Below are 16,925 nucleotides of genomic sequence, written 5' to 3' on the forward strand. Positions count from 1 at the left end.
TTAATGATCTTTATGAATTTCTGAAGTAAAATGGAACTCTATATCCGGATTGTTCGTTCTTTCAGTATTCAGGAACCATTCAGACTGTGCTAAATAAACAGTATAGCCATCTTTGTCAGTGGCAATATTGTTTGACTTAAATTTAGCAAAATCGTCTACCTTTTTAGGATCTTTACTGGTTAACCAGCAGGCTTTGTAATAAGGTTGAGCTCTGAATTCACAAGAAGCGCCATACTCTTGTAACAAACGATACTGAATTACCTCAAACTGTAGCTCACCCACGCAACCGATGATTTTTTTGTTTCCGCCGAACTGTGTAAATAACTGTGCAACTCCTTCGTCGGTTAACTGCATCAATCCTTTCTCAAGTTGTTTCGTTTTCATCGGATCTTTATTGATTACTTCTTTAAAGATCTCAGGTGAGAAACTAGGAATTCCGGTAAAGTAAAATTTTTCACCTTCGGTTAGCGTATCGCCGATTTTAAAGTTACCTGTATCAAACAAACCTACTACATCGCCCGGATATGCTTCTTCAATCACATCTTTATCCCGTGCGAGGAAGGTATAAGGATTACTAAACCTAACGTCTTTATCTAAACGAATATGTTTATAATACTTATTTCTTTCGAATTTACCCGAACATACTCGTAAGAACGCAATCCTGTCTCTGTGTTTAGGATCTAAATTCGCGTGAATTTTGAAAATAAAACCGCTGAATTTGTCTTCTGTCGGTTTAATTTCTCTGACAGTTGTCGGGCGGGCACGCGGTATCGGTGCTATCCGGATAAAATTATCCAGCATTTCCCTTACACCAAAGTTATTAACGGCAGAACCGAAGAATACCGGTGCAACTTTTCCGGCAAGGTAATCTTCAACATTCAGTTGGCCATACACACCGTCAATCAGTTCGATGTCTTCTCTAAGAATAGCAGCATCTTTTTCACCGATTTTCTCATCCAGCAGCGGTGTATTCAGGTCATCCATTTCCAGCAGGTCTGCATCAGTAGCTTTTGTATTCGGTGTAAACAACAAAAGGTTTTTATCGTTTAAATTGTACACTCCTTTAAACTCTTTACCACTGTTAATCGGCCATGTTAAAGGGTGTAAGGAGATGTTCAGTTCTTTTTCAATTTCTTCCAACAGGTCGAACCGGTTTTTACCGTCACGGTCCATTTTGTTGATAAATACAATTACCGGTGTATCGCGCATTCTACACACTTCCATCAAACGGCGGGTTTGCTCCTCTACCCCGTTTACAGAATCTACCACCAGAATTACTGAGTCAACTGCGGTAAGTGTGCGGTAAGTATCTTCAGCAAAGTCTTTGTGGCCCGGTGTATCCAACAGGTTAATCAATGTTCCTTTATATTCAAAGCTCATCACAGAAGTAGCCACAGAGATACCTCTCTGACGTTCGATATCCATGAAGTCAGATGCCGCATGTTTCTTAATTTTATTGCTCTTAACGGCGCCGGCTGTTTGGATGGCCCCCCCGAATAAGAGGAATTTTTCCGTTAAAGTGGTTTTACCGGCATCCGGGTGAGAGATAATCGCAAAGGTTCTACGTTTTTCTATTTCGTTGATATACTTCATGAATATTTTGAATAAATTGTTATAAGCCTATCATTTTCAAATAAAAACAGATATGAAAAAGTTACCATTTTTTGTTGTGGATTTTTTTTCGTATCTTATTAGAATAGGCTTTTCCTCTTTTTAGAAGCGGCAAAATTATTGCAAATTTGTCAGTTTCCCGCGTTTTAGAATACTGTTACCGACCAATTTCTGGTAAAAGCTTCGTTTGGGGGCAAAGTATTGATTCCCTCCTTATTGATCAGGTTCTGATCATGGTTTTCATGATCAGCAATACCGCACCAGGGCTCGAGGCAAACAAAATCGGCATTTTTAGCAGCCCAGATTCCGAAGAATGGAAACTCATCAAAACTAAAATCAAGTCCGTGTTTTGATTTTTCCGTTGCCAGACGGATAGTAGACGATTGAAGATTTTTAAATACCAATGCATCTTGCCGGAATAAAGACTTATCCAGTGGCAGTTTGTTTCCCTGTAAGAAAGGAACCGGATTTTCTTTGATTAAGCCGTCTTCGGTCAGCAAATAGCGGGGTGCATCTTCTTCTTCTTCGAATTCCAGAAAATAATCCTGATAATTCAATCCTTTTTCCAAAGGTACATTGAAAGCGGGGTGAGCTCCCACTGACACATACATAGCCTGGAAGTTACTGGTATTAACAATGTCGTAGGTGATCATGAGTGTTGCTTCAAACACGGCATAACGTATCCTGAATTCAAACTCAAACGGATAAACTTTTCTAGATATCTCATCGGAGCGTAAAAGAAAAGTAATACTGTCTTTTTGTTGTTTTTCCACTATAAACTCGCGGTCGCGCGCAAATCCGTGACGACCTAAAGAATATGTATTACCTTCGTAGCGGTAAACATTTGCTTTTAATCCACCCACAATAGGAAACAATACCGGCGAGTGTTTACCCCAGAAAGCAGGATCACCCTGCCATATGTATTCAAGAGGGAGGTGCAGTTGTTTCAGAGAGGTTAATTCAGCACCTTTTGCTTCAAAACCGGCAATGATCTGATCCGATTGAATGGTATACATAGAATTTTATTTAAATGCCGATAAAATTACAACATCCAAATCAAAGGTAATCTTGTAATATTTGGTAATTTTCGACGACAAATTAGAAAATCATTCTTCATTTATTATATTTGGATATGCGTGAACTGTACGTCATATTAAAAAGTAGCTTGAGTCTTACATGGCAGGAATTTAAATCGCACAAAAGCAGAACCATCCTTTCCTTAACCGGTGTGGCATTGGGGATTTTTTGTATTATTTCTGTGTTAGCCACTATTCAGAGTCTGGAATATGCGATTAAAAAGGATATCGAAGCATTAGGAAAAAACACCATCTATATTGACAAATGGAACTACGGGAATGAAGAAGACTACCCCTGGTGGAAGTATATGAAGCGCCCGGATATCAAAACCAGTGAAGCCCGTTTACTGGAAGAAAAAGTTGATCTGTTCCAGAATGTAACGATGTATTATGATATTGCTTCTTACATCCAATATGGGAACGACCGTGTAAACAACGTGCGTTTCTATGGCGTGGAGGAGCCTTTCTTTAATATTCAGAATATCAAGATTGCCCAGGGGCGTACATTAACTGATATGGACTTTGATCAGGCTACCAATAATGTTATTATGGGTAGTCAGGCTGCAACCGACCTGTTTGGTTCTACCGACAGGGCGTTGGGAAAAACCATCCGTATCAAAAATGGTAAGCTGGTAAATATTATTGGTATTATCGAAAAACAGGGTAAAAGTATTTTACAGGCGTTTGATTTCGATAACTGTATTATTTTATCGACCAAATTTATGCGTTCGTTCAACAGTGAGCGAGCTTCAGGTCCGGTAATTATTGTACAGGCTAAAGAGAATATTCCTACAGAGTATGTACTGAGCGAAACCAGAGGTGCGATGCGTGCCATCCGCCGCTTAGAAATCAATGAAGATGATGACTTCAGTTTGAACGACATTGAAGGATTAGCTTCATTTTTTGACGATGTATTCTTTTATATGAACCTCGTTGGCTGGGGAATTGCCGCATTAAGTTTAGTAGTGGGTATGTTCGGGGTGGCGAATATCATGTTTGTGACAGTAAAGGAACGTACTTCACAGATCGGCTTAAAAAAAGCGATCGGTGCCAAAAACAGTATTGTGTTAACCGAATTCTTACTGGAATCGGCCTTCATGTGTATTATAGGTGGAGCAATAGGGTTATCGATGGTTGTATTGATTGCCATCGCTGCCAACCTGATGGGCTTTACATTTATAATTTCTTTGAATATTATTCTGTTAGCCCTCACTATTTGTATTGTAGTAGGTGTTTGTGCTGGAATAATTCCGGCCCGGAATGCCTCCAGAATGGATCCGGTGAAAGCAATTAGAAGCTAATTAGGTATCTTTGCATTCTAAACTTTCAGAATTTGTCAGTCAAAATACTTGCAATAGAATCCTCGTGTGATGAAACATCCGCTTCGGTATGTGTAGATGGAGCGATTCTATCCAATATAATAGCTACTCAGGCAGTACATGAACAATATGGTGGTGTAGTGCCTGAATTAGCTTCCAGAGCGCATATTCAGCAAATTGTACCGGTGGTTGATACTGCTTTAAACAAAGCAGGCGTTCAGCTAAGCGAACTCGATGCCATCGCTTTTACGCAGGCTCCAGGTTTAATCGGCTCACTGCTGGTAGGTGCACAGTTTGCGAAATCCATCGCTCTGGTACAAAACATTCCACTCATTGCCGTACACCATATGCAGGCACATGTGCTGGCCAACCTGATACCGGAAGATCGTCCGGAATTTCCCTTTTTATGTTTAACCGTCAGTGGCGGGCATACACAGATTGTTCGTTGCGACTCCCCTACCCAACTCAGTATTCTGGGAGAAACCAGAGACGATGCAGCCGGTGAAGCATTCGACAAATCTGCCAAATTATTGGGATTGCCTTATCCGGGAGGGCCTTTGGTAGACAAGTATGCTGCAAACGGCAATCCGAAAGCTTATGCTTTTCCAAAACCGAATATTCCTGATTACGATTTCAGCTTTTCGGGTTTAAAAACAGCTATTCTTTATTTTTTACAGCAAAACACAAAAGAAAACCCTGCTTTTATAGAACAAAATATGGCGGATATATGCGCTTCGATACAGCATAGAATCATTACAATTTTGTTAGATAAGCTTAAAAAAGCCGCGCAGGATACGGGTATCAGTTCTTTATGTATAGCCGGAGGGGTTTCTGCCAATAAAGGATTGCGTGCAGCATTTGAAGAAATGGGCCGTAAAGAAGGCTGGAAAACTTATATCCCTGCCTTTCAGTATTGTACTGATAATGCCGGTATGATCGCCATTACCGCCTATCATAAGTTTATGGCGAATGATTTTGCACCATTAACGACCACTCCCAGCGCAAGAGCTATCTGGTAATGAGCAACACCTATTTTCAATTTAAAGAGTTTATTGTTCATCAGAACAAAGCCGCACTCAAAGTATGTACGGATGCCTGTTGTTTAGGAGCATTAATTGCTCCCAAAGCAGCACAAGCACAAAACATTCTTGACCTTGGCTGTGGTACCGGCCTGCTCAGTTTAATGCTTGCCCAATTTAATCAGGCGATCATTACAGGTATAGATATTCATCAACCCTCAGTAGAACAGGCTACTCAAAATTTTTCACTGAGTAAATGGAGCAACCGGCTACAAGCCTTACAGGCCGACGTCAACAATTACACCGGTGCGGTAAAGTTCGACTGGATCATTACCAATCCTCCTTTTTTTGAGAATGTACTTCGCTCACAAACCACAGAAGAGCAGCTGGCAAAACATTTAGAAGCAGACGGCTGGCAAGTATGGATTGATGCTATTGCAAGAAACCTGTTATCAACAGGGAAGGTAGCATTATTGATTCCGTTTACAGCAACGGAAAAAGTAAGGGCAGCTTTCGAAAAAGCCGCCTTTTATACAGAAGAAGTTATTTATTTGTATCATCAGGCTAACAGGCCTGCATTTCGGTCAATTTTGACTTTCAACCGTATTAGCTCAAACTTTGAGGCACCACAGCATTTTATCATTAAAGAACCGGATCAACAATATACCACGGCCTTTCAAGATACAATGCGTGCATTTTATTTACATCTTTAAACCTGGCCACCATATTCTTTCAGGTAATCATAATCGGTGGTAATAATACCGTTTTTTACGATGGTTGCACGGGTAAGCACATCCGAATCAGGCTGTTCCAGCAAATCTTCAAGAATGTATTTAATTAATTGTTCGCCGAAATATTTTGAAGCATCTCTTGGTAATTCGTTGGGAAGATTACCTACCGCTACAATATCTACCGAATTAGCTGCGTAAGGAGTTGTTTTCTCCATAGTGTTTTTATCTACTCCGTAAATCGGGTCTTCAATGGTCTGATCACCCAAGTTAATCGGCACCGAACCATCTTTATCATCAGTAATATCAGAAATCGTCTGGATTCTGAACCAATCTTCTTTGATATCCTGTTTCTCAAACAAACGGGGATAATGCTGATCCCAATAAATGCCGTTCATCAGAATATCAGTTTCAGAAATATAGTCTTTGAATTTACAGATATAATCATCGGCATTTTCGTGGAAATGGTCTCTGGTATATTCACCGGTTTTTTTATGGCGATAGAGGTCAGCCCCCTTTAATTGCGTATAAACAGGATAAGTAAAAGAACGCTTCAGATAATCTGCCGGTTCCACTTCATGAATTCCCATGAGGTTCATGATTTCAAGAATTCCGTGTGCCACTCTTCCACTACCGGTAACAGCGATTTTTACCGGTGGAATTTTAAGTCCGAAATAAGTATGCATCAGCATATCTAAATTTCGCTGCTGATAAACCCTTACCAGATCAAATGCTCCGGTTCTTTTACCATAAGCCATCATTCCGTTATGAGCTCCGACCACCCCGGCAAAAAATCCGAAGCCGAGTATACGCTGTCCATCTTCATGTACCAGCCGTTCATAGTCGATTAAGGTGATTTTTTTATCTATCACTGCCTTGAATAACTTTTGGTTATAGGGCTGCATTTTTATCGTGTGAGAAAAGAAAAAGTAGGTCTTGCCAGGAATCAACTGTTCAACAGGCACTTCCTTAATACCGAAGAGGATATCGCAGTCTGAAAGGTCTTCGACTACTTCTATTCCTTTTTTGATGTATTCCTGGTCAGAAAAACAGCGGGTTGGAGAGCTTTGTACCTGAATGGTGAGCGACGGATACTTCTCTTTCAAAAATTTACATTGCTGCGGAGAAAAAGCTACCCGGTTGTCTTGCGGCGTTTTCCCTTCCTTAATGAGTCCGATTTTAATCATACCTTTGAATTAACTAGTAAAACAAATTTAACTAAAAACCAGTGATACACAATGACTAAATAGTTGTTGTTGAAATAAAAAAGAAGCGTATGAAAAAGATCTGGCAAGGATTTGTCTGGATACTTAAAAAGGTGTTTGTCCGCAAAAAGAAGTGTTGTCAATAAGCTTCAACACATCTGGAATAGTTGGCTGCTAAAAATCTCCCCTGCTTACTTCTGGCAACTGGTAGCGCATGCCATTAAAAATTAAAAAAAGAAATTCTACTGCCATAAGGTTGTCACACCCCTGAATTTATTTTGTTCCACTAATCACCAATTGCATTCAGTATGGAAAAGTTAGACCTGACCAAAAAGTACAAAACTTATTTTACCGCCAAAATTAAACCTGAAATTGTAGAAATAGAAGCTGCTCAATTTTTATCGTTAACAGGAAAAGGGGATCCTTCAGGAGAACCTTTTGCAAAAAACATTGAGGCGCTTTATTCAACCGCTTATACGATCAAGTTTGTGTTTAAACAGCTTGATAAAGATTTTACCGTTTCAAAACTGGAAGCATTGTGGTGGTTTGACCAGGCTCGTTTCGGGGCATTCTCCCTATCTGAAGCTCCTCAGAAAATACCACGCAACGAATGGGAATATCGTTTATTGATCAGAATGCCCGGGTATGTTACTGAGCAGGATGTAAAAAACGCGATTCAGACAGTAGTTGCGAAGAAACAGATAGAACTGGCAAAATCTGTTGAATTTTATACCATGACAGAAGGCAAGTGTGTGCAGATGTTACACGTAGGACCCTTTTCAACGGAACCAGAAACATTAGAAAAAATGAATGTTTTGATACAGCAACACGGGTTTCAGAAAAATGGCGAACATCATGAAATATATTTATCCGACTTCAGAAAAACTGACCCGGATAAATTGAAAACAATTTTGCGAGAACCTGTAAAATAATCTTCCCGACTCTATACATATGAAAAAAGTAGTTTTAGATTTAGCTGTTACGCTAGACGGTTTTATTGAAGGGCCAAATGGAGAAATAGACTGGTGTATCATGGATGAAGACATGGATTTCGATGGTTTTCTTTCAGGTATCGATACCATCTTTTACGGCCGTGTAAGTTATGATGCCTGGGGAAACTTTCAACCGGATGAAAACGCCGGTATAACAGAACAGAATCTATGGAAGGCTGTTCATTCAAAAAACAAATTGGTATTCTCGCATCAAAGTAAGCAGGCTGAAAATGTAACTTATATCAATGGTAATATTGTTGAACAGGTAACCTCTATCAAAGAACAAGGAGGGAAAGATATCTGGTTGTATGGTGGTGCCAGTCTTATTAAAACATTTGTTCAGTTGAACCTAGTTGATATTTACCGTATTTCGGTACATCCGGTTGCGCTGGGTAGCGGAAAACCATTATTTGAAGAACTGCAACAAAGATTAAATCTACAGCTGTTACAAACAAACATATTCAAATCAGGAGTAGTGCAATTAGTGTATGAGAAGAAATACTGAGCACTGACATCTGCATCCCGGCAATATAAAATACAGGTACCTCCGGCTATACCTGTATTTTGTATCTGTTATATTTTGATTTAAAGTAAGAATAACAAAAAATTTCATCCAGAAAACAGAAGAAACTAAGACCAAGATTCACTATACCAATTTGTGTGTTTGTTTAATCACATCCATCACAAAGATGCTTTTCGTTTGACTGATATAGGCAATTTCACTTAATTTGTTAACATAGAAGCGATGGTACGACTCCATTGATTCGGTCACTACTTTGAGCATAAAATCAAAGTCGCCGGCAATATTATAACATTCCACCACTTCTTTAAATGACATGATCTGATCGATAAAATGCTGGCCTGCTTTTTTGTTATGTTCTTTCAATGTAATCTCACAGATCACGATAATACTTTTATTGACTTTTTTATGATTCAGCAAGGCGCCATATTGTAAAATAACGCCTTCCTGTTCCAAACGGCGGATACGTTGCTGGGTCGGCGTTGCACTCAGATTTACTTTCGCAGCCACTTCCCTGATAGAAAGCCGGCCGTTTTCCTGTAAAACCTGCAGAATTTCCATGTCCTTATCATCCGGAACTGCCTGATGGGTATTCAAATGTTCTACAGTCATCTTTTATAAATAGTTTTAAAAGTACAAACAACCGGGTAAACCGGTTAAAACAAATCAAATGTATTATTTTTTTGCTTTCCGGCACACAAATGAATCATTCCTGATAACTTTGCCGGATGAATAAGAAAGTAATACTGGCAATTGCGTCGATGGGGATTTTTGTGGAAGCTTTAGATATTGCCATTGTGAATCTGGCATTGCCGGTCATTGAGAAAGATTTGGGATTAACAAATGAATCGAGCTATAAACTTCAGAGCGGATATGTATTGATTTATGGTTGTTTTTTGATTTTAGGCGGAAAACTATCTGACTATCTGGGCAGAAAAAACATCTTTTTAGCAGGATCCATTATCTTTCTTCTGACATCATTAGGTGCGGGCCTCTCCTCTACTTTCGAAGCATTATTAACATTCAGGCTATTACAGGGGTTAGGAGCTGCTTTGTTAATGCCCTCGGCCTTTTCAATTGTGAACTATTACTTTACAGATTCTTACGAACGTAGTAAAGCGATTGCAATATTCGGCTCTTTTGCGGCAACGGGTTCAGCTGCGGGGTTATCGGTGGGTGGTATCATTGCCAGCTATTGGGGTTGGTCGTGGATATTTTTGATCAACATTCCGGTTTTACTGGTGATTATTTTCATTGCATATATACATCTGGAGAAAGATACCAAAGCCACTACCGGCAAGCCTGATATTCCTTCTGCCATAGCATTGGTCGTATCAATGTTGTCATTAACCTGGGTGACTGAGTTACTGGCAAAAACGCCGGATAAATGGTTAGATATTTTGTTATCATTCACTGCCTTTATTTTATCAGGTTACTATCTGTATAGACGTTTAAGAAAACAACCTGTTCCATTAATTAACCTGCAACTATTTGCTTTAAGTTCGTTAAGAAAAGGCAATCTGTTGTTTCTGCTGTTAGGTGCATTGTTTTCAGGGTATCTGTTTCTGATGAGTTTTCTGGTACAACATAATTTTAATTTTTCTGCTGCAAAAGCAGGTTTTCTGATGATGCCGTTCAATATCCTTTCCATACTCATCGGCCGATTCGGAATACCGGTATTATCGCTGAAATTATCACCTAAAAAAATTGCATCACTTGGTGCACTGGCCATGCTGACCGGTGCATTCTCACTGGTGATGGCGGTACAATACAACCATTTATTCTTTTTATTAACAGGGGGAGCACTCATTGCAGGTGTAGGAATGACCTTATGTTTTACAGCTTATTCGGTAATTGCCATGGAAAAAGTTCCGGTAGAACATTTGGGGGTTGGAGGCAGTTTAACCAATACTGCGTACTTTTTAGGAGGCGGCATCGGTTTACCATTACTGTCAGCATTTATGAGTCAGGATACAGGAAAGCTAAACAGTATCCCGCTAATGATATTAATGATTTTTGCGCTGTGTAGTATATTAGTTTTACTAATGAGGCCGAATAATAAAATCAAACAATCAATTGAGGCAGCGATTCAGGTACAAAAAAGGAAAGATCTTAACTAAACATTTTATTACTTTCCGGAAGGGTAAATATTTCAAATCACGCAGCAAATAGAAATAATCTTTATGTCAAATTAAATAAAAAAGCAATTACGAAAATTACACAACAAAAAAAAATAAAAAAATACTACTAACAGGCATAAGCATTCGATCACATGAATATCATAGCACCTTTACAGATGATATATATAAATTCAAGCAAATTGTTTTTTAAACCTATTCTTTTGTTAATACAGGAATTACTTTAATATAGATAAGTTCAAAAAAAATTTCAACAATAGTCTGAGTTACAATCACTATTGCCGCCAATTGATTAACAGGTACCGGTAGCGAAAGTGCTAAAGGTAATACTACTAACGAGTTTCTGGTAGCAGTTGAAAATGAAATCGCTCTTGATTCTTTTATACCTACCCTGAATAAACGAGCAGATAATTTACCTGCCAGAGGAGCCAGTATAGCAAATAGTATATAAACAGGAAGTACGGTATATATAATATCTGCATTGTTATATACAACCCCGATCTGAGAGGCGATAACAACAAAAAAAGTGAGGGCCATTAAAGGAACCGGCAACCAGGAAGAAAAGTTGAGCAAGGCTTTACCGGTTTGATTGCTGCGTTGTGAAAATAACTGAGTGATTACAGACAGTGTAAACGGAAGCACAATCAAATAAATAAATGCCTGAGCAAAAGGTTTAATTTCAATGATACTGATCGTTTCTTTTCCTAAAAAGAGCCATAAATATAACGGCAACAACAACAGTTGAAATATAAACAATAACGGAGTAGACGCTAACACAGATTTAGCATCACCTTTACCCAGGTGCGTAAAAATAATTACATAATCGATACAGGGAGTTAATAACACGAGCAATACGCCGATGGTGGTTATCTGACTCAAAGGAAAGATACTGATCAGAATCCATACCAAAAACGGAATCAATACAAAGTTACCTAACAACAGCGCTTTGAAAAATGAGCGGTTACTGAAGGCCTTCTTTAATTCCAGAAAAGGAATCTGACAAAACATACTATAGAGTAACACTGCAATAACCGGTTCAATCGCTTTCTCCAGTAAATGGCTGTTATTCCAGATGAGTGCTGTTACAACACTCACCACAAGTGTTGCTATATAAATATAGATTTGTTTTTCTTCGAGTATTTCCCTATTCATCATTATCTGTCATTTTTTATTGGCAGCGTGGGTTTTAACAGCACATAGTTAAGCATCTTTGTATGCATTTAAAACTTATTTTTTTTTGTATTATTCAGGTCATTAACAAACTGCTCCACGTGATGTACTTGCGTAGCCCAGCTGGTGACGAGCCGTATAGCAGCAACTTCAGCGTTTATTTTTTGCCAGATATAAAATTCATAATTCTCTTTTAAAGCATCAATCACATTAAAAGGCAGTACAGGGAAAATCTGATTGGTTGTAGATTTGAACCATCACCGCAAAACAAGTCACCTGATCTGGTACTCAAGTCTTTCAGCAACTATTTTCCCGGATATAAAAACACCCGGCTTATGCCGGGTGTTAACATCTTATCTATAAACATCACTCATTATCCTGAGTAGCGTCGGTGGCCTCGTCCATGATCTGATTCACTTCATCGTTCAACGAATCACCAATGAGTGCAGTTGCCTGCTCTTGCGGCAATTCCTGTACTTTACGTAATTGCCGTTCAATTGCACGGGTTCTTACCCCGGCTTTATCAATCGTATTGGTAGCTTCCTGTAGTTTCTTTTTTGTTTTTTCCAATATATCACCAAACTTACCAAAGTCACTTTTAACTGCACCCAGCACTTCCCACACTTCACTCGACCGTTTTTCTATCGCCAGGGTTCTGAAGCCCATCTGCAGGCTATTCAGAAAAGCTACCAGGTTTGTTGGACCAACTACTGTTACTTTAAAGTCTTTCCGTAAACTTTCAAACAAACCGGTTCTTCTAAGAATTTCTGCGTACAAACCTTCAGTAGGAACGAACATAATTCCAAAATCGGTGGTAACCGGCGGATGAATATATTTATCTCTGATATCTTTTGCACTTTTTTTCACTGCATTTTCAAATTGCCGGCCGATACTTTCCAATTCTTTAGCATCCATATTTCCGGCTCTGTCATATGCTTCCAATAAGCGTTGATAATCTTCATTAGGAAATTTCGAATCAATAGGTAACAATAATGGTTTATTGTCTTCATTTTTTCCGGGAAGTTTTATAACGTATTCCACTCTTTCCTGACTACCCGTTACCACAAGGGCATTGTATTCATACTGTTCGGGAGAGAACATTTCTTCCAGGATAGCCCCTAATTGTATCTCACCAAGGCTGCCGCGTGTTTTAACATTCGATAATACTTTTTTAAGGTCGCCGACACCTGTTGCCAGCGTCTGCATTTCTCCCAGCCCTTTATGAACCAACTCCAGCCGGTCGCTGATTAGCTTGAAGGAATCGTTGAACCGTTTTTCAACGGTGGATTGTAATTTTTCATCCACTGTTTGTCGCATTTCTTCCAGCTTTTTAGCATTTTCCTGCTGAATATGACTCAGTTTCATCTCTACAGTTTCACGAACTTTTTCAAGTTTTGCATCAAGATCCGTTTTTAACTGATCATGACGCAGCTGCATATCACCAAACTTTTGCCGTTGCAATTCATTAAATTCCCTTACATTTTGAATGAAAACATCCTGAAAAGATTTGAGTGATTCCGAGATCTCCGTTCTGATTGTTTTTATTGAACGGATATTTTCATCTCTGTTTTCTCCAAGAGTAACGCTCACTAATTCTTTGAACTGATTTTGCTTGGTTTCGTTAGAGGCAATTAACTTTTCTATTTTTTCTTCATTGGAAGTAACAAACTGCTGAATTTTTTGAGAGAAGGATTCAAGTTGTTGTTGCTGCAGAGCAGAAAGAGTGGTTATATTCTCAGAAACATTTTTTCCAAAATTTAAAATAGAATGATTGAGCTCCTCACGGTTATGCTGAAAAGAACGTTGACTTTCTTCACGATTGCTGGCAAACTCGCTTCTTAACCGGTGTTCGAGCTGATATAAATCCTGCGTAACTTGTGCCGGTTGATTCTTTCTGATCACAGAAAAAAGCAAATTAATTACCAATAAAATCAAAATGATATATAATAATATTTCAATCATAATATAGTAACAAGAAGTGAATGATAATGTTCTGTAAGATAATTACCGGAAACAGGTTAAAAGTACGGAAAACCGTACTATAAATTTACGCTGTAACATTCAATCCGTACCACAGGAAAAAGAATACATCCTATCATTGTAACAATCTATTTTGTTATTTTTTCATCCTATTGAAGCAGAAACGATAATTTTGCAGCTAAATAAACCAAAAAAGTTGGCAGACCTTCGTCATAGCATGATTTCTTATTTTCCGGAAGCTTTAATCAGGGATATCGCATTACCCGAACGGTTTACTTTTCCTTTTTATTATGAGCCGCATCCACTGGCAAAGCTGGCTGCTGCCCAACTACAACAATACCTTGAAACACAAACCAGATCCGATCATAACTTTGGGCTCATTCCCGGCCAGGAAGGTACTGTTATCGGCAAAATGTTTGGTGTACTGGTCGTACAGGATACGAACGGCCGGTTAGGCTATTTGTCAGCTTTTTCGGGTAAACTGGCCGACTCCAATCATCATCCAACATTTGTTCCACCGGTATTTGATATGCTGGAGGAAGGCAGTTTTTTTCTTAAAGGCGTACATGTTATCAATGCACTGAATGCCCGGGTAAAAGAGCTCACCGAAAACGAATCTTATCAGCGCCTGAGCCGGGATGTTGAACGTTTATCCGCTCAATCGATACAGGAGATAAATGAACTGAAAAATCAGTTAAAAGCCAATAAAGATCATCGTAAACATCTTAGAGCAACCCTCAGCAAAAACCTGTGTCAGGAAGCGTATGAAACTGAAGAAGCCCATCTCATCGCACAAAGTTTATACGATAAACGGCTGCTCAGAAAACTCACTGCTAATTGGGAGGAGACACTCGAAGACATCCGTACAAAATTAGCCGTATATGAAGCTGATATTGAAGCATTGAAAAATGAACGGAAGGAAAGATCTGCCATATTACAACAACAGCTTTTTGATCAATATGTTTTTTTGAATAAAGCCGGGCAAACTAAAAGTTTACACGAGATATTCAGCGCAACACCATTAGGCAGACCGCCTTCTGCAGCAGGTGAATGTGCGATGCCCAAGTTATTGCAGTATGCATTCAGGCATCAATACACTCCTGTTGCCATGGCGGAGTTCTGGTGGGGAGCTTCACCGAAATCGGAGATCCGTAAACACCGGCAGTTTTACCCATCCTGTACCGGCAAGTGCAAACCAATTCTGGCACATATGCTGGAGGGGATACCGGTAGATGAAAATCCTTTATTGCAGGATGCAACCGCTATCGCACCGCTTGAAATTGTTTATGAGGATGAAAGTCTGGTGGTGGTGAACAAACCGGCAGGATTACGTTCTGTTCCGGGTGTAAACATTAAAGATTCAGTTTATACCCGTTTAAAAGATACGCTGCAAAACACCGAGCCGTTGATGATTCACCGGTTGGATATGGATACTTCCGGTTTGCTGGTGATTGCCAAAAACACGCAAGTGCACAAACACATCCAACGACAATTTTTACAACGCACTGTCAGCAAACGTTACACGGCATTGCTTTCAAAAGTGATACATGAAAACGAAGGAGAAATTACGCTTCCGCTAGCGGCTGATCTGCTAAACCGTCCGAGGCAGATTGTATGTTTTCAAACCGGCAAAAAAAGTGTGACGAAATGGAAGGTGGCGGAGCGTTATGATTCCACTACCAGAATTGATTTCTGGCCACTTACCGGCAGAACACACCAACTGCGAATGCACGCTGCGCACGAATTCGGCTTAAACGCGCCTATTGTTGGTGATGACCTTTATGGCACTGCTGCCGAACGAATGTACCTGCATGCGGCTTATCTTGAGTTTATACATCCTAAAACGAAGAAACTAATGAAATTTGAGGTTGAGAGTGGGTTTTAACGAGTGTTTGTAAATCAGAAAGACTGGTTATTCACCATTAAGGAATTAAGTTCTTTCCAGTATGTGGTGGATGAGACATCCACCACTGATCCGCCAGAGGATTTGTTCCCAAAGTAACGAAGTTACTTCCCCCTTCATTCCCTTCAGACCGTTATCGGCTTCATTTCTTCATTCCCTTCATGTTTACATTGCAGTCATAAAAGATATAGCCAGCTTCAGATTTATAATCAAACCCCGAAAGTAATTTCATTTTCCTCTCTCAATTCTCCCTTCTCCACTCTTGCAGCCTTAATGTTCTTAATGATGAAAAAGTGCTCTCAAATACTATTTATCATTTAGAAATTAGGCTACTAATCCTCTTTTACGCATTAATATTTCTTCTATAGTAGCGTATTACTTCGTGCATATCTATTTTTACTATTTTCTTTGATTAGTAAAAGTATTTTACTCCTGGAAATGTTTTAGAGTAATTACGGTAACCCGTAAATATTCCATTAACACTTATTCTATATTTATACTTTATCTGCATTATGTAATGAACTCATCTTCGCTAATCCTAAAAACATATTTATGAAGTACTTAATATTTGCTATTTTAATTTTAGTTTCTACCAATATTTATTCACAGGAAAAGACAACCTCTGATAAATCCAAAATTCAGAACTTCTCTTTGAAAACAGGCAGTATGATTCAAAAAGAGTTTTTTCCTCTAGGATCAGTAAAAAAAATTTCAATAGACAAATTGGTACTTACTGATGTTCTTACTAAAGTAAAACTTACCGGAGTTAAAATTAAAACCTCAGTAGTTAAATCATATTCTACTTCTGAAAGTTCTTGCTTTCTTGATCTCGACGAGATAGAGGAGATTATAAAATCTTCAAATTTTGTTCTAAAGATGGATGCTCCGGGAGAAATTTATACTGAGTTTCAGTTCACTAGTAAAGAAGGATTTAAAGCCGGATCTTTTTCGAGTAAAGGTGAATGGGCGTATTTTATTCAGTTAGATAAGTATAGTAATGATTCGCTGGTCTTTATGAGTAAAGGGGAGTTTGAGCAATTTATAGCGGTATTAAAATCTGTAAAATAACATTGTGATATCATTTATATAATGAATTATAAACTCTTTTGGGTTCAGACATTAGTATTTTGTAACTATGACAGTAACACGAAAGTAGTATTAGGAATGACCAAATAGATGACATTTGTCAATTTTTATATTTTCTATAAAGATATGTTCGTTAGTGTTTGAGAAAATTTATATCTTATTAAATAATGGTGACATG

14 protein-coding genes are annotated in these 16,925 nt (G+C 38.8%); 8 read left to right on the plus strand and 6 right to left on the minus strand.

From position 1 onward, the window contains the following. Together D9O48_RS10235 and D9O48_RS10240 are read right to left on the minus strand one after the other, a co-directional pair. Complete coding sequence (locus D9O48_RS10235; RefSeq protein WP_126972875.1) at positions 1–1,593, minus strand: peptide chain release factor 3; 1,593 nt, start codon at positions 1,591–1,593, stop codon at positions 1–3. 164 nt (positions 1,594–1,757) lie between these two features. Next, the gene (locus D9O48_RS10240) at positions 1,758–2,627 is read right to left on the minus strand and encodes an aldose 1-epimerase family protein (protein ID WP_126972876.1); all 870 of its coding nucleotides are present in this window, start codon (positions 2,625–2,627) and stop codon (positions 1,758–1,760) included. A gap of 116 nt (positions 2,628–2,743) precedes the next feature. Between D9O48_RS10240 and D9O48_RS10245 the strand changes: the two genes are divergently transcribed. The 3 genes from D9O48_RS10245 to D9O48_RS10255 are packed head-to-tail and all read left to right on the plus strand — an operon-like array spanning position 2,744 to position 5,738. Further along, positions 2,744–3,988, plus strand: coding sequence for an ABC transporter permease (locus D9O48_RS10245; RefSeq protein WP_126972877.1), 1,245 nt, complete (start codon positions 2,744–2,746; stop codon positions 3,986–3,988). A 32-nt stretch (positions 3,989–4,020) separates the two neighbouring features. Continuing rightward, positions 4,021–5,025, plus strand: coding sequence for a tRNA (adenosine(37)-N6)-threonylcarbamoyltransferase complex transferase subunit TsaD (gene tsaD, locus D9O48_RS10250; protein WP_199750549.1), 1,005 nt, complete (start codon positions 4,021–4,023; stop codon positions 5,023–5,025). Next, complete coding sequence (locus tag D9O48_RS10255; protein WP_126972879.1) at positions 5,025–5,738, plus strand: tRNA1(Val) (adenine(37)-N6)-methyltransferase; 714 nt, start codon at positions 5,025–5,027, stop codon at positions 5,736–5,738. Before tsaD ends, D9O48_RS10255 begins: the two co-directional genes overlap by 1 nt. Here D9O48_RS10255 and D9O48_RS10260 read toward each other — a convergent pair. Then, positions 5,735–6,940, minus strand: a complete 1,206-nt coding sequence (locus D9O48_RS10260; RefSeq protein WP_126972880.1) for an NAD(P)-dependent oxidoreductase — start codon at positions 6,938–6,940, stop codon at positions 5,735–5,737. The genes D9O48_RS10255 and D9O48_RS10260 overlap by 4 nt on opposite strands. Positions 6,941–7,266: 326 nt before the next feature. On the opposite strand from D9O48_RS10260, the gene D9O48_RS10265 reads away from it, so the two are divergent. Both D9O48_RS10265 and D9O48_RS10270 read left to right on the plus strand, forming a co-directional pair. Beyond that, positions 7,267–7,890: a GyrI-like domain-containing protein gene (locus D9O48_RS10265; RefSeq protein WP_126972881.1), complete on the plus strand. Its 624-nt coding sequence runs from the start codon at positions 7,267–7,269 to the stop codon at positions 7,888–7,890. Positions 7,891–7,909: 19 nt separating this feature from the next. Continuing rightward, positions 7,910–8,455 (plus strand): dihydrofolate reductase family protein, encoded by a 546-nt coding sequence (locus D9O48_RS10270; protein WP_126972882.1) that lies wholly within the window; start codon positions 7,910–7,912, stop codon positions 8,453–8,455. A 141-nt stretch (positions 8,456–8,596) separates the two neighbouring features. Here the strand turns inward: D9O48_RS10270 and D9O48_RS10275 are convergent, their stop codons facing one another. Further along, the gene (locus D9O48_RS10275; protein WP_126972883.1) at positions 8,597–9,082 is read right to left on the minus strand and encodes an Lrp/AsnC family transcriptional regulator; all 486 of its coding nucleotides are present in this window, start codon (positions 9,080–9,082) and stop codon (positions 8,597–8,599) included. Between the two features lie 116 nt (positions 9,083–9,198). On the opposite strand from D9O48_RS10275, the gene D9O48_RS10280 reads away from it, so the two are divergent. Beyond that, positions 9,199–10,590 (plus strand): MFS transporter, encoded by a 1,392-nt coding sequence (locus tag D9O48_RS10280; RefSeq protein WP_126972884.1) that lies wholly within the window; start codon positions 9,199–9,201, stop codon positions 10,588–10,590. A gap of 213 nt (positions 10,591–10,803) precedes the next feature. Here the strand turns inward: D9O48_RS10280 and D9O48_RS10285 are convergent, their stop codons facing one another. Both D9O48_RS10285 and rmuC read right to left on the minus strand, forming a co-directional pair. Further along, positions 10,804–11,763, minus strand: a complete 960-nt coding sequence (locus tag D9O48_RS10285) for an arsenic resistance protein (protein WP_126972885.1) — start codon at positions 11,761–11,763, stop codon at positions 10,804–10,806. A gap of 381 nt (positions 11,764–12,144) precedes the next feature. Beyond that, complete coding sequence (gene rmuC / locus D9O48_RS10290; protein ID WP_199750550.1) at positions 12,145–13,680, minus strand: DNA recombination protein RmuC; 1,536 nt, start codon at positions 13,678–13,680, stop codon at positions 12,145–12,147. Between the two features lie 274 nt (positions 13,681–13,954). Here rmuC and D9O48_RS10295 point away from each other — a divergent pair, with 274 nt between their 5' ends. Both D9O48_RS10295 and D9O48_RS10300 read left to right on the plus strand, forming a co-directional pair. Further along, positions 13,955–15,643, plus strand: a complete 1,689-nt coding sequence (locus D9O48_RS10295) for an RluA family pseudouridine synthase (protein ID WP_233589229.1) — start codon at positions 13,955–13,957, stop codon at positions 15,641–15,643. A 570-nt stretch (positions 15,644–16,213) separates the two neighbouring features. After that, on the plus strand, positions 16,214–16,729 hold the full coding sequence (locus tag D9O48_RS10300; protein WP_126972887.1) for a hypothetical protein: 516 nt from the start codon (positions 16,214–16,216) through the stop codon (positions 16,727–16,729). The last annotated feature ends 196 nt before the right edge of the window (positions 16,730–16,925 follow it).

The sequence above is a fragment of the Gynurincola endophyticus genome, assembly GCF_003991195.1.
Classification (GTDB): domain Bacteria; phylum Bacteroidota; class Bacteroidia; order Chitinophagales; family Chitinophagaceae; genus Gynurincola; species Gynurincola endophyticus.